Raw genomic sequence first — 21,652 nt, forward strand, 5'->3', positions numbered from 1 at the left:
TGTGCGGCTAATGGAGGCTTTTTCATGAAAATCTACAAAGTCGGCGGCGCGGTGCGTGACCGCCTTCTGGGCATCAAGGTCACCGATATCGACCGTGTCGTCGTCGGCGCAACGGCCGAGGAAATGCTCGCCAAGGGCTATAAACCGGTGGGCGCGGACTTCCCGGTATTCCTCGACCCGAAAAACGGCGACGAGTACGCCCTCGCCCGTACCGAGCGCAAGAGTGGCCGGGGCTATGGCGGCTTTGTGTTTCACGCCAGCCCGGACGTCACGCTGGAAGAAGACCTGATCCGCCGCGACCTGACCATCAACGCCATGGCAGAGGACGACGACGGCAGGCTGACCGACCCCTATCACGGCCAGCGCGACCTTGAAGCCCGCATTTTACGCCACGTTTCCCCGGCGTTCGCCGAAGATCCCCTGCGCGTATTGCGGGTTGCGCGCTTTGCTGCGCGCTACGCCCACCTGGGTTTTACAGTGGCGCCGCAAACCCTGGACCTGATGCGTCAACTCAGCGAATCCGGTGAACTCGAAGCCCTGACGCCGGAGCGCAGTTGGAAGGAAATTTCCCGTGCCCTGATGGAAGACCAGCCCCAGGTATTCATCCAGGTGCTGCGCGATTGCGCCGCACTGAAAACCTTGATGCCGGAAGTCGACGCCCTGTTCGGCGTGCCGCAGCCCGCAGCCCATCACCCCGAGATCGACAGCGGCGTTCACACCTTGAGCGTGCTCGAACAGGCCGCCTTGCATCACCAGCCGCTGACAGTGCGCTGGGCCTGCCTGCTGCATGACGTCGGCAAAGGCCTGACGCCTGTGGATAAGTTGCCACAGCATATTGCCCATGAGCAGCGCGGCCTGAAGCTGATCAAGGCGGTCAATGAACGCTTCAAGGCGCCGAGGGACTGCCAGGAACTGGCGCTGTTGGTCGGCCAATACCACACCCATGGGCATCGCGCACTGGAGCTTAAAGCCTCGACATTACTGGAGTTGCTGCAGAGTTTTGACGTTTACCGGCGGCCGCAGCGCTTTGAAGAGTTCGTGGTCGCCTGCGAAATGGACGCCCGCGGCCGCAAGGGCTTGGAACAACGCAGTTATCCACAGGCAGATTATTTGCGCGGCGCCGCAAAGGCCGCGCGCGAGGTCGCGGTGGCGCCGTTGCTGGAGAAGGGTTTCAAGGGCCCCGAACTGGGCGAGGCCCTGAAGCGCGAACGGCTCAAGACCTTGAAAGCCTACAAGGAACAGCACGCCCTATAGCAGCGCGCTCGGCGTCAGTTGCTGGCCCCGCCATTCGAATCCGACGGGCGCCAGCACCTGATCGATCTGTGCATCCCGCCACAACTCAGCCAGCGTCTTGCCCACTTCAGGGTGTACACGATCTGGCGCCATCATCGACAACGGCCACAGCACGAAGGCGTTTTTCAGGATTTCTGCACGCGGCAGGATCAGGCCATCGAAGTTGCCCACCAGATCGCCGTACAGCAGCACGTCGATATCCAGCGGCAGGCCCTTGCGGTCCGGCGCGTAACGGCCATTGTCGGCCTCGATGGACTTCAGCCGGCGATCCAGCTCCATCAACGACAGGTCGGTATAGGCCGACACCACCAGATTGAAGAACAGCCCGCTCTTGATGCCCACCGGCTGGCTCTCGAACACCGCCGAGCAGCGCATGTCGATCAAGAAGCCCGCGAGTGCATCCAGGCCCGCGCACAGATGGGGCTCGCGCTCGATATTGCTGCCAAGACCAAGGTAAACCTGAGTTAGCGACATCCGCGCTCGATCTCCACGCCCACGCCCTTGGCGGCCGGCACGGCCCCCGGCTTGGTCAACTTGAGGTGCAGCCAGGGAATCTGGAACTCGCTCATCAGCACTTCGGCCAGACGCTCGGCAAAGGTTTCCACCAACTGGTACTGCGACTGCTCGGCAAAGGCCTGGATACGCGCGGACACACTGGCGTAATCCAGTGCCAGGGTGAGGTCGTCACCCGCAGCGGCCGGGCGGTTGTCCCAGGCGAAACTCAGGTCCAGGCGCAAGCATTGCTTGATGCCGCGCTCCCAGTCGTAGGCCCCGATCACGGTGTCGACTTCCAGGCCTTCGATAAACACTCTGTCCAAGCTCTTCTCCGCAGCACGACAAGGGCGCGATGCCCCGTTAGAATCAGGGCGTCCTCGCCCGGAATAGTTAGCATGTTTTGGTCACTGGCGATTTTCGCCTACCTGCTCGGCTCGCTGTCCTTCGCCATCTTGCTCAGCCGCCTGACGGGAAATCCCGACCCGCGAATGAGTGGCTCAGGCAATGCCGGCGCCACCAACATGCTGCGCCTGGCCGGCAAGAAGCTCGCCGTGCTGACGCTGCTGGGCGACGTGTGCAAGGGCCTGTTGCCCGTACTGATCGCCAGCCTTGCCGGCCTTACCCTGCAACAGCAAGCCTGGATTGGCGTGTGCGCCGTCCTCGGCCATCTGTTTCCGTTGTACTTTCGTTTTCGCGGCGGCAAGGGTGTCGCCACGGCGGCCGGCATGCTGCTGGGGATCTACCCTCCGGCGGCGCTGCTGGCCATGCTCGCCTGGCTGCTGACCTTCTACCTGACCCGCACCAGCTCGCTGGCCGCGCTGATCGCCACGCCGCTCACCCTACCGTTGCTGGCCTGGCAGGAACCGGCGGCGCTGTTGCCGATGAGTGTGCTGACCCTGCTGATCGTCTGGCGCCATCGCGGCAATTTACGCGACCTGTTTGCCGGGCGCGAACGGCATTTTTAAATCCGGCCGATGAATTCCGCTCACCTTGAGCGCCTACAACGGTGACAACTGCTCCATCGGCCAGCGTGCCTGCACGCTGATCGCCAGGCTTTCGTGCTGCCCGGCCTGCAGGCGCTGGCAACCGGCATAAGCGATCATCGCGCCGTTGTCGGTGCAGAATTCAGGGCGCGCATAGAACACATCGCCCTTCATGTCGCCGAGCATTTTTTCCAGGGATGCGCGCAAGGCCTTGTTGGCACTGACGCCGCCTGCGATCACCAGGCGCTGCATGCCCGCCTGTTTCAGGGCGCGCTTGCACTTGATGGTCAAAGTCTCCACCACAGCCTGCTGGAACGCCAGCGCGATGTCGCAACGGGCTTGCTCACTGTCGTCCCCGGCGCTGACGCTGTGCTGCCAGGTATTCAGGGCAGAGGTCTTCAAACCGCTGAAGCTGAACATCAGCCCCGGGCGATCACACATCGGACGCGGGAAGGTATAGCGACCGGCGACGCCTTTTTCGGCCAGGCGCGCGATTTCCGGACCGCCGGGATAATTGAGGCCCATCATCTTCGCGGTCTTGTCGAACGCCTCACCGGCGGCATCGTCCAGCGACTCGCCCAATAGCGTGTATTGACCGATCCCATCGACCTGAACCAGCTGCGTATGGCCACCCGAAACCAACAAAGCGACGAACGGGAACTGCGGCGGTGTTTTTTCCAGCATCGGCGCCAGTAAATGGCCTTCCATATGGTGTACGCCGAGGGCCGGAATGTCCCAGGCAAATGCCAGCGCCTGGGCGCAAGAAGCCCCAACCAGCAGGGCTCCGACCAATCCGGGGCCGGCGGTGTAGGCGATCGCATCGATCTCGGTCGGCACGCAGCCGGCCTCGTCCAGCACCTGCCGAATCAACGGCAGCATGCGTTTGACGTGATCACGGCTGGCAAGCTCCGGCACCACGCCGCCATAGGCGCGATGCAAGTCGATCTGACTGAACAGCGCATCGGCCAAAAGCCCGCGTTCACTGTCGTAAAGTGCGACACCGGTTTCGTCGCAGGAGGTTTCAAGTCCCAGTACTAGCATGGGTTTGCGCCTTGTAGAGGCTGAATTCGAAGGCGCGCATAATAGTCGCCACTCCCCCTCCCGACTAGCGGTTTTCGATCAGAGGCTTTGCATTCCTGGCAATGAGGGGTTAACATCCGCAACCCTTAAAAACCGACGACCTCAGCCGCGAATTTTTTGCGACGAGAACGTTGATTCCCGGTAATGAAAGAAGGTAGCTCTGGATGCCAGCCGTCAAAGTAAAAGAGAACGAACCCTTCGACGTAGCTCTGCGTCGTTTCAAGCGCTCCTGCGAAAAAGCCGGTGTTCTGGCTGAAGTTCGTAGCCGCGAATTTTACGAGAAGCCAACTTCTGAGCGTAAGCGTAAAGCAGCAGCCGCTGTTAAGCGTCACGCCAAGAAAGTTCAGCGCGAGCAGCGCCGCGCCGTTCGTCTGTACTAATACACAGACGTTCGTAGCAAGCTTCTGCCAAGCCCGGCCCTAAGCCGGGCTGTTGGCATTTGCGGATATCGCTTGATGCTTCACCGTCGACGCCGCGCATGCGACCGAGACACTGCTTCACACGTCAGGACTGGCTCTTCTGCCAGCGGTGCGCGTCTCTTCTGACGAGTCTAACAAGGCTACTGACGAGCACACTTATTTCTTCAAGCAGACGATCGACTGTGTCGGCTGTGCCCATCGATGCGCTTCCGAGGCCCGCCATTGGCCAAGACCGGACGCCGGGGCAACATTTCTTCGCCGAACAGACTGAGTAGAAATTAACGTCAGTGGATGTTCGGCAGATACACTTCCTGACAGCCCAAGCAGACGATTGATGGTCGAGCCATACGATACGTGCGCTTGAGCACTTCACGGGCCCTCATTTCCACGCAGTGATGACGAGAACGCCATGGCCGGGCTGATACCCCAGAGCTTTATTGACGACCTTCTGAACCGCACCGACATCGTCGATGTGGTCAGCTCGCGCCTGCAAATGAAGAAGGCGGGCAAGAACTACACCGCCTGCTGCCCGTTCCACAAGGAAAAGACCCCGTCGTTCAGCGTCAGCCCCGACAAGCAGTTCTACTACTGCTTCGGCTGCGGCGCGGGCGGCAACGCCCTCGGCTTTATCATGGACCACGACAACCTGGACTTCCCCCAGGCCGTCGAGGAACTGGCCAAAGCCGCCGGCATGGAGATCCCCCGCGAAGAAAGCGGCCGCCCGCACAAACCGCGGCAACCCACCGATTCGCCGCTGTACCCGCTGCTGACCGCCGCCGCCGACTTTTATCGCCAGGCGCTCAAGAGCCATCCGCAGCGCAAAGCCGCCGTCGACTACCTCAAGGGGCGCGGCCTCACCGGCGAAATCGCCCGCGACTTCGGCCTGGGCTTCGCCCCGCCGGGCTGGGACAACCTGTACAAACACCTGAGCAGCGACACCCTCCAGCAAAAAGCCATGATCGACGCCGGCCTGCTGGTGGAAAACGCCGAGACCGGCAAGCGCTACGACCGCTTCCGCGACCGCGTGATGTTCCCGATCCGCGACAGCCGTGGCCGGATCATCGCCTTCGGTGGCCGGGTGCTCGGGGACGACAAACCCAAGTACCTCAACTCGCCGGAAACCGCAGTGTTTCACAAGGGCCAGGAACTCTACGGCCTGTTCGAAGCGCGCAAGAACAACCGCAACCTCGACGAAATCATCGTGGTTGAAGGCTATATGGACGTGATCGCCCTCGCCCAGCAAGGCCTGCGCAATGCCGTGGCGACCCTGGGCACCGCCACCAGCGAAGAACACTTGAAGCGCCTGTTCCGCGTAGTGCCCAGCGTGCTGTTCTGCTTCGACGGCGACCAGGCCGGCCGCAACGCTGCCTGGCGCGCCCTCGAAGCCACGCTGCCGTGCCTGCAGGACGGGCGCCGCGCACGCTTTTTGTTCCTGCCCGAAGGCGAAGACCCGGACACCCTGGTCCGCTCCGAAGGCACCGACGCCTTCCGCGCGCGCATCAACCAGCATGCGCAGCCGCTGGCGGACTATTTCTTCCAGCAACTGACCGAAGAAGCCGACCCGCGCTCCCTCGAAGGCAAGGCGCACATGGCCACCCTCGCAGCGCCGCTGATCGACAAAGTGCCGGGCGCGAACCTGCGCACCCTGATGCGTCAACGCCTGCTGGAAATCACCGGACTGAGCGGCGAAGCGGTCAGCCAGCTGGTCCACAGCGCACCGCAAGATGCGCCGCCGGCCTACGACCCAGGCATGGATTACGACGCCATGCCGGACTATTCCGACTTCCACCAACCGCAGGAGGCCTACACGCCCCAGCAGGAGTGGACACCGAAAAAGCCCGGCGCCGGCGGCAAGAAATGGGACAAGAAGCCCTGGAACAAAAACGGCAAGCGTGGTGACCGCGACGAGGCCTACGCCCCGCGCACCCCGGTGGCCGTAGAGGCGCCGACGCTGATTGCCCTGCGCACGCTCATCCACCATCCGCAATTGGCGGGCAAGGTCGAGAGTGCCGAGCACTTTGCCAACGAGAGCAGTACCTATGCCCAGGTACTGATCGCGCTGATCGAGGCGGTGCAGAAAAATCCTAAGCTAAACTCCATTCAGCTGATGGCTCGCTGGCATGGCACCGAACAAGGGCGGTTGTTGAAAGCACTCGCGGAAAAGGAGTGGCTAATTGACGGCGATAACCTTGAACAACAGTTTTTAGACACCATTACTAGGTTATCCGCGGGTCAGCACACGCAGACCCTCGATGAACTCATCAAGAGAGCGAGGCAGCCGGGATTATCGGCTGAAGAGCAAATTCAGATAGCAAAACAGATGCGTGACCTCTTAAAACAGAATGTTTCCGCATCAAACCCGACCTCAGCTGGCGCGTGAGGTCATAGCTCGGGTATAATCCTCGGCTTGTTTTTTGCCCGCCAAGACCTTCAGTGGATAGGGTGTTATGTCCGGAAAAGCGCAACAGCAGTCTCGTATCAAAGAGTTGATCACCCTGGGTCGTGAGCAGAAGTATCTGACTTACGCAGAGGTCAACGATCACCTGCCTGAGGATATTTCAGATCCAGAGCAGGTGGAAGACATCATCCGCATGATCAACGACATGGGGATCCCCGTACACGAGAGTGCTCCGGATGCGGACGCCCTTATGTTGGCCGACGCCGATACCGACGAGGCAGCCGCTGAAGAAGCCGCTGCCGCGTTGGCCGCGGTGGAGACCGACATCGGTCGCACGACTGACCCTGTACGCATGTATATGCGTGAAATGGGTACCGTCGAGTTGCTGACACGCGAAGGCGAAATCGAAATCGCCAAGCGTATTGAAGAGGGTATCCGTGAAGTGATGGGCGCAATTGCGCACTTCCCTGGCACGGTTGACCACATTCTCTCCGAGTACACTCGCGTCACCACCGAAGGTGGCCGCCTGTCCGACGTCCTGAGCGGTTATATCGACCCGGACGACGGCATTGCGCCACCTGCTGCCGAAGTGCCGCCGCCTGTCGACCCGAAAGCCGTGAAAGCGGACGACGATGCCGAAGACGACGATGCCGAAGCCAGCACCGACGACGAAGATGAAGTCGAAAGCGGTCCAGACCCGATCATCGCTGCCCAGCGTTTCGGTGCGGTTTCCGATCAAATGGAAATCACCCGCAAGGCCCTGAAAAAGCACGGTCGCTCCAACAAGCTGGCAATTGCCGAGCTGGTGGCGCTGGCTGAGCTGTTCATGCCGATCAAGCTGGTGCCGAAGCAATTCGAAGGCCTGGTCGAGCGTGTTCGTAGCGCCCTTGAGCGTCTGCGCGCACAAGAGCGGGCGATCATGCAGCTCTGTGTACGTGATGCGCGCATGCCGCGTACCGACTTCCTGCGCCAGTTCCCGGGCAACGAAGTTGACGAAAGCTGGACCGACGCTCTGGCCAAGGGCAAGGCGAAATACGCCGAAGCCATTGGTCGCCTGCAGCCCGATATCATTCGTTGCCAGCAGAAGCTGACCGCACTTCAGACCGAAACCGGCCTGACGATTGCCGAGATCAAGGACATCAACCGTCGCATGTCGATCGGTGAGGCCAAGGCCCGCCGCGCGAAGAAAGAGATGGTTGAAGCGAACTTGCGTCTGGTGATCTCCATTGCCAAGAAGTACACCAACCGTGGCCTGCAATTCCTCGATCTGATCCAGGAAGGCAACATCGGCTTGATGAAGGCGGTGGACAAGTTCGAATACCGTCGCGGCTACAAGTTCTCGACTTATGCCACCTGGTGGATCCGTCAGGCGATCACTCGCTCGATCGCCGACCAGGCCCGCACCATCCGTATTCCGGTGCACATGATCGAGACGATCAACAAGCTCAACCGTATTTCCCGGCAGATGTTGCAGGAAATGGGTCGCGAACCGACCCCGGAAGAGCTGGGCGAACGCATGGAAATGCCTGAGGATAAAATCCGCAAGGTATTGAAGATCGCTAAAGAGCCGATCTCCATGGAAACCCCGATCGGTGATGACGAAGACTCCCACCTGGGCGACTTCATCGAAGACTCGACCATGCAGTCGCCAATCGATGTAGCCACCGTTGAGAGCCTTAAAGAAGCGACCCGCGACGTACTGTCCGGCCTCACTGCCCGTGAAGCCAAGGTACTGCGCATGCGTTTCGGCATCGACATGAATACCGACCACACCCTTGAGGAAGTCGGTAAACAGTTTGACGTGACCCGCGAGCGGATCCGTCAGATCGAAGCCAAGGCGCTGCGCAAGTTGCGTCACCCGACGCGAAGCGAGCATCTGCGCTCCTTCCTCGACGAGTGATCCCAGAACCCCCGGCCCAGGCCGGGGGTTTTGCTTTCTACCGATTACTTTTTATAGATTCACCGCTGCGCCCTCCCTCCCCCGCAATGCCCGTCTACACTCGAAACATTCCCCGTGCCATAACGAGACCGTTATGCCCAGATTGCCGACCGTGCTTTTGCTGTCGCTGCTGACCTGGACCGCAACGGCTGGCGCCTTGACTCTCACGGAGGATGAGCGTGGCTGGTTGGCGGACCATCAGGAGCTGCGCCTGGGGGTAGATGCCTCCTGGCCGCCCTTCGAATACCGCGACGAGAACGGACGCTACCAAGGCTTGGCGGCGGATTACGTGCGCCTGATCCAAGACCGCCTGGGCGTCCGGATCAAGCTGATCGAGCCGGTGAACTGGAGCGCCGTCCTCGAACAGGCCCGCAACAACCAGCTCGACCTGCTGCCGGGCATCATGTCCACCCCCGAGCGCCAGGCCTACATGGCGTTCACGCGGCCTTACCTGGACTTCCCCATCGTCATCCTCGCCCATGAAGGCGGTGCGCAACCGCACAACCTGAAGGACCTCTATGGGTTGAAGATTGCCGTGGTGGAAAACTACGCGCCCCATGAATTGCTGCGTACCCACCACCCCGACCTCAACCTGGTGGCCTTGCCGAATGTCAGCTCGACCCTGCAGGCGCTGGCCACCGATGAAGTGGACGCAGTAGTCGGCGACCTGGCTTCGAGCGTATGGAGCCTGCGCCAACTCAAGCTCGACGGCTTGTACGTCAGCGGTGAAACGCCCTACCGCTACCAACTGGCGATGGGCGTGCCTCGTGAAAACAAAATGCTGGTAGGGATTCTGGACAAGGTCCTCGCCGACCTCAGCCCGGACGAAACGCAAGCGATCCAGCGACACTGGGTCGGCAGCCTCACCGATCACCGCACGTTCTGGACGGATCTGCTGACGTATGGCCTGCCCACGATACTGCTGCTGAGCAGCGTATTGGTCGTCGTGATTCGGATCAATCGTCGGCTCAGCTCGGAAATTTCCCGCCGCGTCGCCCTCGAGCAGGAATTGCGCAGCAGCGAATATCACTATCGCGGCCTGGTGGAGAGCTTGTCCGCCATCGCCTGGGAAGCCAGCATTAGCGATTTCACCTACAGTTACGTGTCGCCGCATGCCGAAGAACTGCTCGGTTACCCCCGCGCCCATTGGCTGATTCCAGGCTTCTGGCGCAGCATCATTCACCCCGCCGACCTGACGCGCACCGAAGCCTATTGCTACCGCGAAACCCGCGCCAGCCGTGATCACAGCGTCGATTACCGGGTGATCACCGCCGACGGCCGTTGCCTGTGGGTACGCGATATTGTCAGCCTGATCGAACACGGCCATGAACCGGTACTCCGTGGCTTGATGATCGACATCAGTGACGCCAAGCGCACGGAAGAGGCGCTGCAATTGTCCGAGCAAAAATTTGCCTCGGTGTTCCAACAGTGCCCAGACATTCTGGTGATCGCACGAATGTCCGACGGCTGCCTGTTGGAGGTCAACAAAGCGTTTGAGGACCAGGTGGGCCTGAAGGCCGAGGACGTGATCGGTAAAACCGCTACTTCGCTGAATATCTGGGGTATCCCGGGCATCGGTCCGGACCTGCTGCAACGGCTGCAGACCACCAGCATCCGCAACCTGGAAATGCGCTTTCTGCGCAGCAACGGCCAAGCCTTTACCGGGCTGATTTCCGCCGAACCGTTCCAACTCGACACGACCGAAGCCCTGGTAATTGTGGTGCGAGACATCACCCAGCTCAAGGAAACCCAGCAACAGCTGCAAACCTCCGAAGAGAAATTCGCCAAGGCCTTCCATGCCTCGCCCGACGGTTTGCTTTTGAGCCGTCAGAGCGATGGCCAACTGATCGAGGTCAACGAAGGGTTCAGCCGCATTACCGGCATCGCCAGCGTGAGTACCCTCGACCAGTCGACCCTGGACCTGGGCATCTGGGTCGACCTCAACGAACGCAAACACATGCTGGAGCTGCTGCAACGCGACGGGTTTGTCCGCGATTTCATCTGCCATATCCGCCGCAGCGACGGGCAGATCCGGCTGTGCGAGTTGTCCAGCCGTCCGCTGCCCATCGGCGATGACGACTGCATGCTGACCATCGCCCGGGACATTACCGAGCGCCAACAGATGCAGGAAAAACTGCAACAGGCCGCCACCGTCTTCGAAAGCACCGCCGAAGGCGTGTTGATCACCGACACCCGGCAAAACATCAGCGCCGTGAACCGCGCCTTCAGCGAGATCACCGGCTACAGCGAAGCCGAAGCCCTCGGCCACACCCCGCGCCTGCTCGCCTCCGGCCTGCATGACAGCGCATTCTATGCCGCAATGTGGCACCAGTTGACCACTCACGGGCATTGGCAGGGCGAGATCTCCAACCGTCGCAAGAGCGGCGAGGTCTACCCCAGTTGGCTGACCATCAGCGCCGTGCGCAACCGCGACCAGGCGATCACGCACTTCGTCGCGGTGTTTGCCGACATCTCCAGCCTCAAACACGCCCAGGCCCGCCTCGACTACCAAGCCCATCACGACCCGCTGACCGGCCTGCCCAACCGCACCCTGTTTGAAAACCGGCTACAGGCCGCGCTCAACAATCAACAGGAAAGCGGCCACCAGGGCGCCGTGCTGTTCCTCGACCTGGATCGCTTCAAACACATCAACGACAGCCTCGGCCACCCGATCGGCGACCTGCTGCTCCAGAACATCGCCGTGCGCCTCAAGGAGCAACTGCGCGACATCGACACCGTCGCCCGCCTGGGCGGCGACGAATTCATCATCCTCCTGCCCGGCCTGCAGCAAGCCAGCGACGCCCAGCACCTGGCCAATAAACTGCTGGCCTGCTTCACCCCGCCGTTCCAGGCGGGTGAGCACGAGTTTTTTATCAGCGCCAGCATCGGCACCAGCCTGTACCCCCAGGACGGCATGGACGTCGCCACCCTGGTCAAAAACGCCGACGCCGCGATGTACCGCTCCAAGGCCAAGGGCCGCAACCGCGTCGAAGGCTACACCCGCGACCTGACCGCCCAGGCCAAAGAACGCGTGGCGCTGGAACATGAACTGCGCCGGGCCATCGAACGCAATGAGCTGAGCCTGTATTACCAACCCAAACGGAGCCTGGAGACCCAGGAACTGATCGGCGCCGAAGCGCTGATCCGCTGGCACCACCCGACCTTCGGCGACGTACCGCCCGAACACTTCATCGCCCTGGCCGAAGAGAACGGCATGATCCTGCAGATCGGCGATTGGGTCCTGGAACAGGCCTGCCAACAAATGCACGCCTGGCAAACCGTGTTCGATCACTTCGGCCCGCTGTCAGTCAACCTCGCCGGCGCACAACTGCGCCAGCCCAACCTGCTGTCACGCATCGAACAGCTACTGCGCGATTACCGCCTCGAACCCGGCTGCCTGCAACTGGAGATCACCGAAAACTTCATCATGAGCCAGGCCGAAGAAGCGCTGGACGTGCTGCACCAACTCAAACGCCTGGGCGTACAACTGGCGATCGATGACTTCGGCACCGGCTATTCATCCCTCAGCTACCTCAAGCGCCTGCCCCTGGACTTCCTGAAAATCGACCAATCCTTCATCCGCGGCCTGCCCGACGACCCCCACGATGTGGCGATCGTGCGCGCCATCATTGCCCTGGGCCACAGCATGCAATTCACCATCATCGCCGAAGGCGTAGAGACCCCCGCCCAACAAACCTTCCTCGCCGCCGAGGGCTGCGAACAGATGCAAGGCTACATCGTCAGCCTGCCCCTGCCCCCGGAGCTTTTTGCCGCAACGTTTCTTCGTATGAGGGTTCAGGATTTTTCGGATAGCACAGCGGAGAAACCATCGCTATAATCCGCGACCTGTTAAGGGCCTATAGCTCAGTTGGTCAGAGCAGAGGACTCATAATCCTTTGGTCCACGGTTCAAGTCCGTGTGGGCCCACCAATTCGAAAGCCGCGCATTGCGCGGCTTTCGTCGTTTTTTAAGATGCAAAATCTTCAGCCAGGAAATTTCATAAAGGCACTACCGTCCACAAAACGTCCACATCACCCTATCTGGAGATCCTGATAGGTGGGGTTCAACGCCCTCAATAGGAAAGCGTGTATCTCCATATAGTGCTCAACCTTTCCATTCCAATACCTGGAGCTGCAAGCCTAGCGGCAGTGGATGATCTGCACCAAGCGACTGGCCGGACTTGAACTTGGTGGTGGGGCAAAAACGCAACGCCACGGTGGGTGGGGATATGGAGGACAGGATTGAGGGGCTGCGTAAGAGCGTAGCGGGGGTCAGTCTGCAGATGCATGCACCAAAAAATCATGTCGGATCTGAGAGCGTGAACATCTTTCAGGTGGTGTGTGATCTGCTCGACTTGATGCAACAGATGAACGCACAACTTTCGAGCTATACCCATGCAAACGGCTTACTGGGTCGTTCGTTTGCTTCGAATCGTCCAACAAACCTAACTGTTATCAGCGAAGGCCAATCAGCCCTTGCGTTCTCATCAGCCATAGAAAGACAAAGGGTGCCGATTGGCGCCCTTTCAGTCGTTTCAATTAATTAAGCGCACAGCTCCCGCAACGCGGCAGTGGCCAGAAAGCCTGATCGTGATGCGTAGCGATGATCCTTCTGTACTTTTTCATCAATCCGATTCAACAGATGCTCGGGCAGCGAGGCATTAAATCTCACCGACTTGCCCAGATACGGGGTCAAATCGAAGTCGACCACTGCCCACACGCCACCAGCGTAATCAGGATTATCCAAGTGAGCGTCTACTTCTTGCGCTTGAGGCAAGGCTTCGTCATCTGCGACGAGCCCTTCCAGGTGCAGCGCCAGTGCCTCGTGTACATTTTCAAGCGCTTCCGAGAAGGTGCTACCAGCGGAGAAGCATCCAGCCACGTCGGGTACGGTCACACTAAAATCAGAATCAGCGTCTTTATGTATTACGACTGGAAATTTCATTTATGTAATTCTCCCTTGAGAATTAAAGCGCTCGTCTCGCCGAACACTTGAGATTCAGTATCTGCAGGTTTGACGGTCTCCGTGAAGACCATCACTCGTCCAGTACCGCCTCACCGAGACCCATGCAGGCGCCTTCGATGGTCAAACCGGCCTCACTTTAGGCCGGCGGTTTTCAGTATGTTGTGTAGCGTTCCTTTAGCTATCTCAGACTTGGGGTGGGGAACCGTCACCCGGCCTTTTTTTGTTGGGTGTTTGAACTGGTGGTGACTTCCCTTTACCGCCACTTCAAACCACCCATCCGCCTCTATCAATTCAATCACATCTCGACTTCGCATCAGCCCATACCCACACCCTCATGTTGTGTATGGTACACACGACTGGCGTGGCGATCAAGACAGAATACACACCATACACACTAAAGACCTTTGCGAGAGGTATAAGATTGCTGCACAAGAAAAAATGCGACGGAAAAGCACTTATCCCCCTCCCGCCGACGGGCTTTGCCTAGGTTTTTTGTGCAAGCCATCAAGGTGATGCAATCGGGGCTCCAGGCGAGGCCGGCCGTGGTTCTTCCCAGGGTAATGGCAATTGCACGATGTGAGAGGTTTTGCAAGGGAGTGCAATGGATGGCACCGAGGGCCGTCCACAAAGCGTCCACACCAACTGTAAATCTATTCGGCACATATGAAAAAAATGCCAAAAAACTCTATGTTTTATGGGGTTTCCCAATGGAGACAGGACTTTTACTCGGGCTCATAATCCTTTGGTCCACGGTTCAAGTCCGTGTGGGCCCACCAACTCCAAAGCCGCGCATTGCGCGGCTTTTGTGTGTCTGTCGCTGCCGTTTTAGCCAGCGCCCTCGCCCTCAGGCTCACGTCGCAAACAACTGCCCAATATCCCGGAACGCTTTGAACTCCAACGCGTTACCGCAGGGGTCAAACAAAAACAGTGTCGCCTGCTCCCCCACCTGGCCTTTGAAGCGAATGTGCGGTTCCAGCACGAACGCGGTCTGCCGTGCCTGCAAGCGCGCCGCCAGGGCATGCCAGTCGTCCCAGCTCAATACCACGCCGAAATGCGGCACGGGGACGTCGTGGCCGTCGACTGCGTTGGTGTGCGCCGCAGCCTGGGAGGCTGTTTTGGGGTGTTCATGAATCACCAGTTGATGGCCGAAGAAGTTGAAGTCGACCCAGTGCTCGCTGGAGCGCCCCTCTTGCAGGCCGAACACGTCAGCGTAAAAATGCCGCGCAGCGGCCAGGTCGAATACCGGAATGGCCAAGTGAAAAGGTGCCAGTGTCATCAGGTCAAACCTCTGCGGGTCGTGGAGAGGCTTGAGTTTAGCCTTGCTGTTGGCGATGAAAAGACGATAGTTTTTGCGCCGAGCTCAAATAATTTCGATGAGTTGAGGCGCCCATGCTGCGTGAATTGAAGACCTTTATCGCGGTAACGCGCCACGGTACGTTCGCCGCGACGGGCATGCATATCGGGCTGACGCAATCGGCGGTCAGTGCGCAGATTCGTCAACTGGAGCAGGCGCTCGGGGTGGCGTTGTTCGACCGCACCGGGCGCCAGGCTACGCTGAATGCCGCAGGCGTTCGCGCCTTGCCGCTGGCCAAGGAGATTCTGGAGACGTTCAACCGCATGGCAGTGCCGGTGGAGGCCAATGAATACCGGGGCGAGCTGAAAGTCGGGGCGATCGGCACTGCGCAGACCGGGTTGCTGCCCCAGGCCCTGGTCCGGTTACGTCAGGCCGCGCCGACCGTGGAATGCAAGTTGGTGCCCGGCGTGTCCCTGGAATTACTGAGCCAGGTGGACGCCGGCGAGTTGGACTCGGCTATTATCATTCGACCGCCTTTTGACTTGCCTAAGGAGCTGCACGTACAGGTGCTGCGCAAGGAGCCTTTTGCGCTGATCGTGCCGCATGCACTGGCAGGCGATGACCCCTTGCAGTTGCTCGGCAGCCAGCCCCATGTGCGCTACGACCGGGCGTCGTTTGGCGGTCGATTGGTCAGCCGGTTTCTGCGCGAGCAGAAACTCGAAGTGCAGGTGGCGCTAGAGTTGGATGAGCTGGAAGCCATCGTCAAGATGGTCGAGTGTGGCCTGGGGGTGTCGCTGATTCCTCAGGCGGGGCTGTGGCTCGAACGCTCGCCCCAGGTACGAATTATCCCGCTAGGCCATCTGACCTTTTACCGGGAGATCATCCTGCTCAGTCGCTACAACCACCGCAACCTGCCCGTGCCGCAACTGTTTGCCCGCTGTCTGTTGGCTGACGCAAGCCTGTAACATATGCCCCCTATCCGTCCGCACCGGAGCTGCCCTTGCCTGTCCTCGATGAAATCGACCGCCAACTGATCGCCGCATTGCAGATCAATGCCCGTGAAAGCGTCGCCATGCTGGCACGGCAACTCGGTATTGCGCGCACTACGGTGACGTCGCGCCTGGCTCGTCTGGAGAAAACCCAGGTGATTACCGGTTATGGCGTGCGCCTCGGCCAGCGTGTGGTGGATGGCGGGCTGCAGGCGTATGTCGGCATCACCGTGCAGGCGCGCTCGGGCAAGGACGTGCTGCGCAAGCTCAGCGCCATGGCCCAGGTTCAGCAACTGTGCGCGGTGAGCGGCGAGTTCGATTACGTGGCATGGCTGCGCACCGATTCGCCAGAACAGCTCGATCAATTGCTGGACCAGATCGGCAGCGTCGACGGCGTGGAAAAAACCACCACGTCGATCATCCTCAGCAACAAACTCGATCGCAGACAACCAATCTGACCGCCAACCTCGTCACTTTGACTGAAAACAATTCAATTCGACGACACTTTGCGTCTTATTAACGAACGCTACGCTCCCTAAACTGGCTGCCATCTTTTCCTATACTCAGCGGGTACGTCCCGCGAGCCGCTAGTAAGGTCAGCCATGAGCATTCCGTCCAGCAGCATCAGCAAGACCAATCGCCACCCCGCCGACGGTAAAAAACCGATCACCATCTTCGGCCCGGATTTCCCCTTTGCGTTTGATGACTGGATCGAACACCCCGCCGGCCTGGGCAGTATTCCGGCCGCCAACCACGGCGCCGAAGTGGCGATCGTCGGCGCCGGGATCGCCGGCCTGGTGGCCGCCTACGAACTGATGAAGCTGGGCCTCAAGCCCGTGGTGTACGAGGCCTCGAAGATGGGCGGCCGTTTGCGCTCCCAGGCGTTTGAAGGCGCCGAAGGGATCATCGCCGAGTTGGGCGGCATGCGTTTCCCGGTGTCGTCCACCGCGTTCTACCACTATGTCGACAAGCTCGGCCTGGACACCAAACCCTTCCCCAACCCGCTGACGCCGGCGTCCGGCAGCACGGTCATCGACCTGGAAGGCCAGACCCACTACGCACAAAAACTGTCCGACTTGCCTGCGCTGTTCCAGGAAGTGGCTGACGCGTGGGCCGACGCCCTGGAAGCCGGCTCGCAGTTCGGCGATATCCAGCAAGCTATCCGCGACCGCGATGTGCCGCGCCTCAAGGCACTGTGGAACAAACTCGTGCCGCTGTGGGACGACCGCACCTTCTACGACTTCGTCGCCACCTCCAAGGCCTTTGCCAAGCTGTCCTTCCATCACCGCGAAGTGTTCGGCCAGGTCGGCTTCGGCACCGGTGGCTGGGATTCGGATTTCCCCAACTCCATGCTGGAAATCTTCCGTGTGGTGATGACCAACTGCGACGACCATCAACACCTGGTGGTCGGCGGCGTGGCGCAGGTGCCCATGGGTATCTGGCGCCATGTGCCGGAGCGCTGCGCCCACTGGCCGGCGGGCACCAGCCTGAGTTCGCTGCACAGCGGCGCGCCAAGGGCCGGGGTCAAGCGCATTGCCCACGCGCCCGGCGGCCGTTTCGCCGTGACCGACAACTACGGCGATACCCGCGAATACGCCGCCGTGCTGACCACCTGCCAAAGCTGGCTGCTGACTACCCAGATCGAATGCGACGAAACCCTGTTCTCGCAAAAGATGTGGATGGCCCTGGACCGCACCCGCTACATGCAATCCTCGAAGACCTTCGTGATGGTCGACCGCCCGTTCTGGAAAGACAAAGACCCGCAAACCGGCCGCGACCTGATGAGCATGACCCTCACCGATCGCCTGACCCGTGGCACTTACCTGTTCGACAACGGCGACGACAAGCCGGGCGTGATCTGCCTGTCGTACTCGTGGATGAGCGATGCGCTGAAAATGCTCCCGCAGCCCATCGATAAACGCGTGAAGCTGGCCCTCGACGCACTGAACAAGATCTACCCGAAAGTCGACATCAAGGCGCGCATCATCGGCGACCCGATCACCGTGTCCTGGGAAGCCGACCCGCATTTCCTCGGGGCCTTCAAAGGTGCGTTGCCCGGTCACTATCGCTACAACCAGCGGATGTACGCGCACTTCATGCAGAAGGACATGCCCGCCGAGCAACGTGGGATTTTTATCGCCGGCGATGACGTATCCTGGACACCGGCCTGGGTCGAAGGCGCGGTGCAAACCTCATTGAACGCGGTGTGGGGCATCATGACCCACTTCGGCGGCCACACTCACCCAGAGAACCCGGGGCCGGGTGATGTGTTCGATGAAATCGGGCCAATTGCCCTGGCCGATTAAGGAGCCAAGCCATGCGTGTCGCCCTGTACCAATGCCCGCCGCTGCCGCTGGACGTGGCCGGCAACCTCGAGCGCCTGCATCGACTCGCGCATGAGGCATCCGGCGCCGACCTGCTGGTGCTGCCGGAGATGTTCCTCACCGGCTACAACATCGGTGCCGAAGCTGTCGGCGCATTGGCCGAGGCGCAGGATGGCGAGTCGGCGCGAACGATTGCCGAACTGGCGCGAAGTGCCGGGCTGGCAATCCTGTACGGCTACCCGGAGCGCGCCGCGAACGGGCAGATCTATAACGCCGTGCAGTTGATCGATGCCCACGGCCAGCGCCTGTGCAACTACCGCAAGACGCACCTGTTCGGCGACCTTGATCATTCGATGTTCAGTGCCGGCGGCGATGATTTTCCGCTGGTGGAACTCAACGGCTGGAAACTGGGCGTGCTGATCTGTTACGACCTGGAGTTCCCGGAAAACACCCGGCGCCTGGCCCTGGCCGGCGCCGACCTGATCGTGGTGCCCACTGCGAATATGGTGCCGTTCGACTTTGTCGCCGACGTCACCGTGCGGGCGCGGGCTTTCGAGAACCGGTGCTACGTGGCCTACGCCAATTACTGCGGGCACGAAGGCGAGATTCAGTATTGCGGGCAAAGCAGCATCGCCGCGCCGGATGGGCAGCGAATCGCCCAGGCCGGCCTGGATGAAGCCTTGATCGTCGGCACGCTGGAACACCAATCGATTCTCGATGCCCGCGCCGCCAATGACTACCTGCAAGACCGCCGCCCCGAACTGTACGGCACGCTGCACAAGCCCTGATCTGGAGGGTTTGCTAGCATAGGCACTTCCCTCGTATCGGAAGTGCCCATGCCTGCGCCGGCCCAGCCCCATCACCTTCACCTGACCCTGGCCAACGGCCTGCGGGTTTCCCTGCGCCATGCCCCGCGTTTAAAGCGTTGCGCCGCTGTTTTGCGGGTGGCGGCCGGCAGCCATGACGTGCCGTTGGCGTGGCCCGGCCTGGCGCACTTTCTGGAACATCTGTTGTTTCTTGGCACTGAGCGTTTTCCGAGCGATGAAGGGCTGATGACCTACGTGCAGCGCCACGGTGGCCAGGTCAATGCCAGCACCCGCGAGCGCACCACGGATTTCTTCGTTGAACTGCCGTTGTCGACCTTTGCCGATGGGCTCGAACGCCTGGCCGATCTGCTGACCCATCCGCGCCTGGCGCTGGACGATCAACTGCGCGAGCGCGAAGTGCTGCACGCGGAATTCATCGCCTGGTCCCAGGACGCCAACGCACAACAACAGGTCGCGCTGCTGGAGGGCCTGGCGGCCGATCATCCGCTGCGCGGCTTCCATGCGGGCAATCGCGACAGCCTGCCGGTGGAACGTCAGGCGTTTCAGCAAGCATTGCGGGATTTCCACCAGCACTTCTATCAGTCGGGGCAAATGACCTTGAGTCTGGCCGGCCCACAACCGCTGGCAGAACTGGAACGCCTGGCGCAGCGCTTCAGTGAGCAACTGCGCGCCGGCCCGCGATACCCGCAGGCGGCCCCGCCGGCGCTGATGGCCGCTCATACGCAGCATTTCCAACACAGCGCCGACGGCCATCTGCATCACGTCATCAGCGTCGACGCCCCCAGAGAAGCCCTGGATTTCCTTTGTTTCTGGCTCAACGCCTCGGCGCCCGGCGGGCTGCGCGCGGAACTGCAAGCGCGGCAATTGGCGAGCACTGTGCAGGCCTCCGTGCTCTACCATTTCGCCGGGCAAGCGCTACTGGATCTCGATTTTACCCTCGGAACTCAAAGCGACGCGGCGACACAGATCGAAGCGTTGTTGTACGACTGGCTGAGCTTTTTCGCACACAGCGACTGGACATCTCTGCGCGAGGAATTCGCCCTGCTCAACGCACGCCAACAGCAGGTCCAAGGCGCCCTCGCGTTGGCGCGGCATGACAGCGAAGAACTCGAAGCGCCGGTGTCGGAGCAGCACGTTGCCGCCCTCAAGACCCTGCTCGACGCCCTGCCGCTGCAAGCCTGCCGACATACGTGGCAACTGCCGCCCAACAACCCGTTCCTGCGCCCACCCGTGAAGGACGAACGCGCCGGCCTGATTCGCGGCCAGACCAGCGCCCACCGGGGTCTGCGCACCTTTGCCCAGGACCGTTCCCGAGGGCGGCGAGAGCTGTCGGCGTTGTCGTTCAGCCCGGCGTTGGCCGATGCCCATGAGGAAGGCGCGCTCTACCTGCGCTGGCGGCTGGATTGCGCGCTTCCATCGACGCTGGAAAACACCCTGGCACCGTTGCGCGAAAATGCCCGCCAGGCCGGTGTCGACTTATCCTTCGACGCGATCGGCAATGACTGGCTGATGAAGATGGTCGGTCTTCACCAACCCATGCCGGCGATACTCGATGAACTCGCGCGCAGCCTGAACCTGCTTGAGGAGGATCGGCAACACGCCACTGCTGGTACACCGCCGATTGCCATCCGGCAATTGCTCAAGGCGCTGCCGGCGTGCTGTGTCGGCGTTCGACCAAACCCGCCTGCGCCCTCGCTGTCGTGGACCCACGCACGCTGGGAAGGCCTGGGCATTGGGCTGCCCGCCCACTGCGAAGCGGCGCTCAGATCCGCCGCCACCCGCTTGCCCGGGCAGCCGGCCATTCTTGAATCCGAATGCCCCAGCCTCAACGGCCAGCGTCTATGGCATGAGGTCCACACCGATGCCCTCGATGCGGCCTTGCTGCTGTTCTGCCCGACGCCGACGCGCTCCTTGGCAGATGAAGCCGCATGGCGCCTGCTGGCGCACCTGCTCCAAGGGCCGTTCTACCAACGCCTGCGGGTAGAGCTGCAAATCGGCTACGCGGTGTTCAGCGGTATCCGACAGATCAATGGGCAAACCGGCCTGCTGTTTGGCGTGCAGTCGCCCAGCGTTTCCCTTGAGGGCATCATGCAGCACCTGCGCACCTTCCTCGCGCAATTACCGGCATTGATCGACGCCAGCGACGACCTCGGCCACCCAGCGCTGGCGCAACAATTCACGGCGCAGGCGCTGCCCCTCACCCAGGCCGCCGAACTGTTGTGGCAGGCGCGCCTGGCCGGCCATCCAGCAGAGTATCTGGCGCTGCTTCAACACCAGATCCAAGCCCTGACGCACGCGGATCTGCAGCGCGCCGCCCAACAGGTGCAGGACGCCGCGGGCGGCTGGCGCTGCATCGCCAACGGCCCGCGCAGCGGCGGTGACTGGCAATCGGCAGACTGATCGTTGCTGCTGCCGCAATAGGCTTTTTCCACCAAGACAGCGCTAACTTGGAAAAAAATGCGTAATATTCATAGGCACACATCTGAACATCTCCGACTGGAGGTGGACTATATGTATTACTTGGTAGTAAACGTCCCATCCCTTCGTAGGAGTAAGAATATGACTTGGTCCAAACCTGCTTACACTGATCTGCGCATCGGTTTCGAAGTGACTATGTACTTCGCCAGCCGCTGATTGGCTGGGTAA

General features: G+C 60.8%; 18 protein-coding genes, 2 tRNA genes and 1 pseudogene. 15 read left to right on the top strand and 6 right to left on the bottom strand.

Going from position 1 to position 21,652, the window contains the following annotated elements:
* Window positions 1–24: 24 nt before the first annotated feature.
* Window positions 25–1,254 carry a multifunctional CCA addition/repair protein gene (locus tag AC07W0_RS20890; RefSeq protein WP_017847817.1) on the top strand — a complete coding sequence of 410 codons (1,230 nt, stop codon included), beginning with the start codon at window positions 25–27 and terminating at the stop codon, window positions 1,252–1,254.
* On the opposite strand, the gene folK is transcribed toward AC07W0_RS20890, so the two are convergent.
* Complete coding sequence (gene folK, locus AC07W0_RS20895) at window positions 1,249–1,767, bottom strand: 2-amino-4-hydroxy-6-hydroxymethyldihydropteridine diphosphokinase (protein ID WP_046381854.1); 519 nt, start codon at window positions 1,765–1,767, stop codon at window positions 1,249–1,251. The two genes, AC07W0_RS20890 and folK, sit on opposite strands and share 6 nt — an antisense overlap.
* A complete protein-coding gene (folB, locus tag AC07W0_RS20900) occupies window positions 1,758–2,111 on the bottom strand; it encodes a dihydroneopterin aldolase (RefSeq protein WP_026140135.1) in 354 nt (117 codons plus the stop codon). Before folB ends, folK begins: the two co-directional genes overlap by 10 nt.
* 72 nt (window positions 2,112–2,183) lie before the next feature.
* On the opposite strand from folB, the gene plsY reads away from it, so the two are divergent.
* The gene (gene plsY / locus AC07W0_RS20905; RefSeq protein ID WP_102618126.1) at window positions 2,184–2,753 is read left to right on the top strand and encodes a glycerol-3-phosphate 1-O-acyltransferase PlsY; all 570 of its coding nucleotides are present in this window, start codon (window positions 2,184–2,186) and stop codon (window positions 2,751–2,753) included.
* Window positions 2,754–2,786: 33 nt separating this feature from the next.
* On the opposite strand, the gene tsaD is transcribed toward plsY, so the two are convergent.
* Complete coding sequence (tsaD, locus tag AC07W0_RS20910; protein WP_017847821.1) at window positions 2,787–3,812, bottom strand: tRNA (adenosine(37)-N6)-threonylcarbamoyltransferase complex transferase subunit TsaD; 1,026 nt, start codon at window positions 3,810–3,812, stop codon at window positions 2,787–2,789.
* Window positions 3,813–4,015: 203 nt separating this feature from the next.
* On the opposite strand from tsaD, the gene rpsU reads away from it, so the two are divergent.
* From rpsU to AC07W0_RS20940, 6 genes and pseudogenes are all read left to right on the top strand, one after another.
* Window positions 4,016–4,231, top strand: coding sequence for a 30S ribosomal protein S21 (gene rpsU / locus AC07W0_RS20915; RefSeq protein ID WP_002551877.1), 216 nt, complete (start codon window positions 4,016–4,018; stop codon window positions 4,229–4,231).
* Between the two features lie 448 nt (window positions 4,232–4,679).
* A complete protein-coding gene (gene dnaG, locus AC07W0_RS20920) occupies window positions 4,680–6,650 on the top strand; it encodes a DNA primase (protein ID WP_102618127.1) in 1,971 nt (656 codons plus the stop codon).
* Between the two features lie 67 nt (window positions 6,651–6,717).
* The gene (rpoD, locus tag AC07W0_RS20925; protein WP_017847823.1) at window positions 6,718–8,568 is read left to right on the top strand and encodes an RNA polymerase sigma factor RpoD; all 1,851 of its coding nucleotides are present in this window, start codon (window positions 6,718–6,720) and stop codon (window positions 8,566–8,568) included.
* Between the two features lie 133 nt (window positions 8,569–8,701).
* Complete coding sequence (locus tag AC07W0_RS20930; protein WP_017847824.1) at window positions 8,702–12,445, top strand: EAL domain-containing protein; 3,744 nt, start codon at window positions 8,702–8,704, stop codon at window positions 12,443–12,445.
* A 15-nt stretch (window positions 12,446–12,460) separates the two neighbouring features.
* Window positions 12,461–12,537: transfer RNA gene (locus tag AC07W0_RS20935), tRNA-Ile, on the top strand.
* Window positions 12,538–12,734: 197 nt separating this feature from the next.
* Window positions 12,735–13,153 (top strand): annotated as a pseudogene (locus AC07W0_RS20940) (hypothetical protein); the annotation flags it as partial.
* On the opposite strand, the gene AC07W0_RS20945 reads toward AC07W0_RS20940, so the two are convergent.
* Window positions 13,150–13,551, bottom strand: coding sequence for a type II toxin-antitoxin system HicB family antitoxin (locus AC07W0_RS20945; protein ID WP_082107708.1), 402 nt, complete (start codon window positions 13,549–13,551; stop codon window positions 13,150–13,152). The pseudogene AC07W0_RS20940 and the gene AC07W0_RS20945 sit on opposite strands and share 4 nt — an antisense overlap.
* Before the next feature lie 152 nt (window positions 13,552–13,703).
* Window positions 13,704–13,886 carry a type II toxin-antitoxin system HicA family toxin gene (locus AC07W0_RS20950; protein ID WP_082107707.1) on the bottom strand — a complete coding sequence of 61 codons (183 nt, stop codon included), beginning with the start codon at window positions 13,884–13,886 and terminating at the stop codon, window positions 13,704–13,706.
* Window positions 13,887–14,268: 382 nt separating this feature from the next.
* Between AC07W0_RS20950 and AC07W0_RS20955 the strand changes: the two genes are divergently transcribed.
* Window positions 14,269–14,348: transfer RNA gene (locus AC07W0_RS20955), tRNA-Leu, on the top strand.
* A gap of 74 nt (window positions 14,349–14,422) precedes the next feature.
* Here AC07W0_RS20955 and AC07W0_RS20960 read toward each other — a convergent pair.
* Window positions 14,423–14,848 carry a VOC family protein gene (locus AC07W0_RS20960; RefSeq protein WP_102618128.1) on the bottom strand — a complete coding sequence of 142 codons (426 nt, stop codon included), beginning with the start codon at window positions 14,846–14,848 and terminating at the stop codon, window positions 14,423–14,425.
* 113 nt (window positions 14,849–14,961) lie between these two features.
* On the opposite strand from AC07W0_RS20960, the gene AC07W0_RS20965 reads away from it, so the two are divergent.
* The 6 genes from AC07W0_RS20965 (at window position 14,962) to pqqA (ending at window position 21,640) form a co-directional block, all read left to right on the top strand.
* Complete coding sequence (locus tag AC07W0_RS20965) at window positions 14,962–15,831, top strand: LysR family transcriptional regulator (protein WP_046381849.1); 870 nt, start codon at window positions 14,962–14,964, stop codon at window positions 15,829–15,831.
* Window positions 15,832–15,866: 35 nt separating this feature from the next.
* Complete coding sequence (locus AC07W0_RS20970) at window positions 15,867–16,313, top strand: Lrp/AsnC family transcriptional regulator (protein ID WP_017847827.1); 447 nt, start codon at window positions 15,867–15,869, stop codon at window positions 16,311–16,313.
* A 165-nt stretch (window positions 16,314–16,478) separates the two neighbouring features.
* Window positions 16,479–18,161 carry a flavin monoamine oxidase family protein gene (locus tag AC07W0_RS20975; RefSeq protein WP_046385157.1) on the top strand — a complete coding sequence of 561 codons (1,683 nt, stop codon included), beginning with the start codon at window positions 16,479–16,481 and terminating at the stop codon, window positions 18,159–18,161.
* Window positions 18,162–18,172: 11 nt separating this feature from the next.
* A complete protein-coding gene (locus tag AC07W0_RS20980; RefSeq protein ID WP_046381847.1) occupies window positions 18,173–18,967 on the top strand; it encodes a carbon-nitrogen hydrolase family protein in 795 nt (264 codons plus the stop codon).
* 48 nt (window positions 18,968–19,015) lie between these two features.
* Window positions 19,016–21,406, top strand: a complete 2,391-nt coding sequence (gene pqqF / locus AC07W0_RS20985) for a pyrroloquinoline quinone biosynthesis protein PqqF (RefSeq protein ID WP_102618129.1) — start codon at window positions 19,016–19,018, stop codon at window positions 21,404–21,406.
* A 159-nt stretch (window positions 21,407–21,565) separates the two neighbouring features.
* Entirely contained in the window at window positions 21,566–21,640 is a 75-nt protein-coding gene (pqqA, locus tag AC07W0_RS20990; protein WP_003194766.1) for a pyrroloquinoline quinone precursor peptide PqqA, read from the top strand.
* Window positions 21,641–21,652: the final 12 nt, after the last annotated feature.

Source organism: Pseudomonas sp. GW704-F2, from assembly GCF_059423025.1.

Excerpts from the sequence above, each read along its gene's own strand:
- AC07W0_RS20890 (WP_017847817.1), top strand. The coding sequence starts at position 25 with ATGAAAATCTACAAAGTCGGCGGCGCGGTGCGTGACCGCCTTCTGGGC.
- folK (WP_046381854.1), bottom strand. The coding sequence starts at position 1,767 with ATGTCGCTAACTCAGGTTTACCTTGGTCTTGGCAGCAATATCGAGCGC.
- AC07W0_RS20965 (WP_046381849.1), top strand. The coding sequence starts at position 14,962 with ATGCTGCGTGAATTGAAGACCTTTATCGCGGTAACGCGCCACGGTACG.
- tsaD (WP_017847821.1), bottom strand. The coding sequence starts at position 3,812 with ATGCTAGTACTGGGACTTGAAACCTCCTGCGACGAAACCGGTGTCGCA.
- AC07W0_RS20960 (WP_102618128.1), bottom strand. The coding sequence starts at position 14,848 with ATGACACTGGCACCTTTTCACTTGGCCATTCCGGTATTCGACCTGGCC.
- pqqF (WP_102618129.1), top strand. The coding sequence starts at position 19,016 with ATGCCTGCGCCGGCCCAGCCCCATCACCTTCACCTGACCCTGGCCAAC.
- plsY (WP_102618126.1), top strand. The coding sequence starts at position 2,184 with ATGTTTTGGTCACTGGCGATTTTCGCCTACCTGCTCGGCTCGCTGTCC.
- AC07W0_RS20930 (WP_017847824.1), top strand. The coding sequence starts at position 8,702 with ATGCCCAGATTGCCGACCGTGCTTTTGCTGTCGCTGCTGACCTGGACC.
- AC07W0_RS20945 (WP_082107708.1), bottom strand. The coding sequence starts at position 13,551 with ATGAAATTTCCAGTCGTAATACATAAAGACGCTGATTCTGATTTTAGT.
- rpsU (WP_002551877.1), top strand. The coding sequence starts at position 4,016 with ATGCCAGCCGTCAAAGTAAAAGAGAACGAACCCTTCGACGTAGCTCTG.
- AC07W0_RS20950 (WP_082107707.1), bottom strand. The coding sequence starts at position 13,886 with ATGCGAAGTCGAGATGTGATTGAATTGATAGAGGCGGATGGGTGGTTT.
- AC07W0_RS20980 (WP_046381847.1), top strand. The coding sequence starts at position 18,173 with ATGCGTGTCGCCCTGTACCAATGCCCGCCGCTGCCGCTGGACGTGGCC.
- rpoD (WP_017847823.1), top strand. The coding sequence starts at position 6,718 with ATGTCCGGAAAAGCGCAACAGCAGTCTCGTATCAAAGAGTTGATCACC.
- dnaG (WP_102618127.1), top strand. The coding sequence starts at position 4,680 with ATGGCCGGGCTGATACCCCAGAGCTTTATTGACGACCTTCTGAACCGC.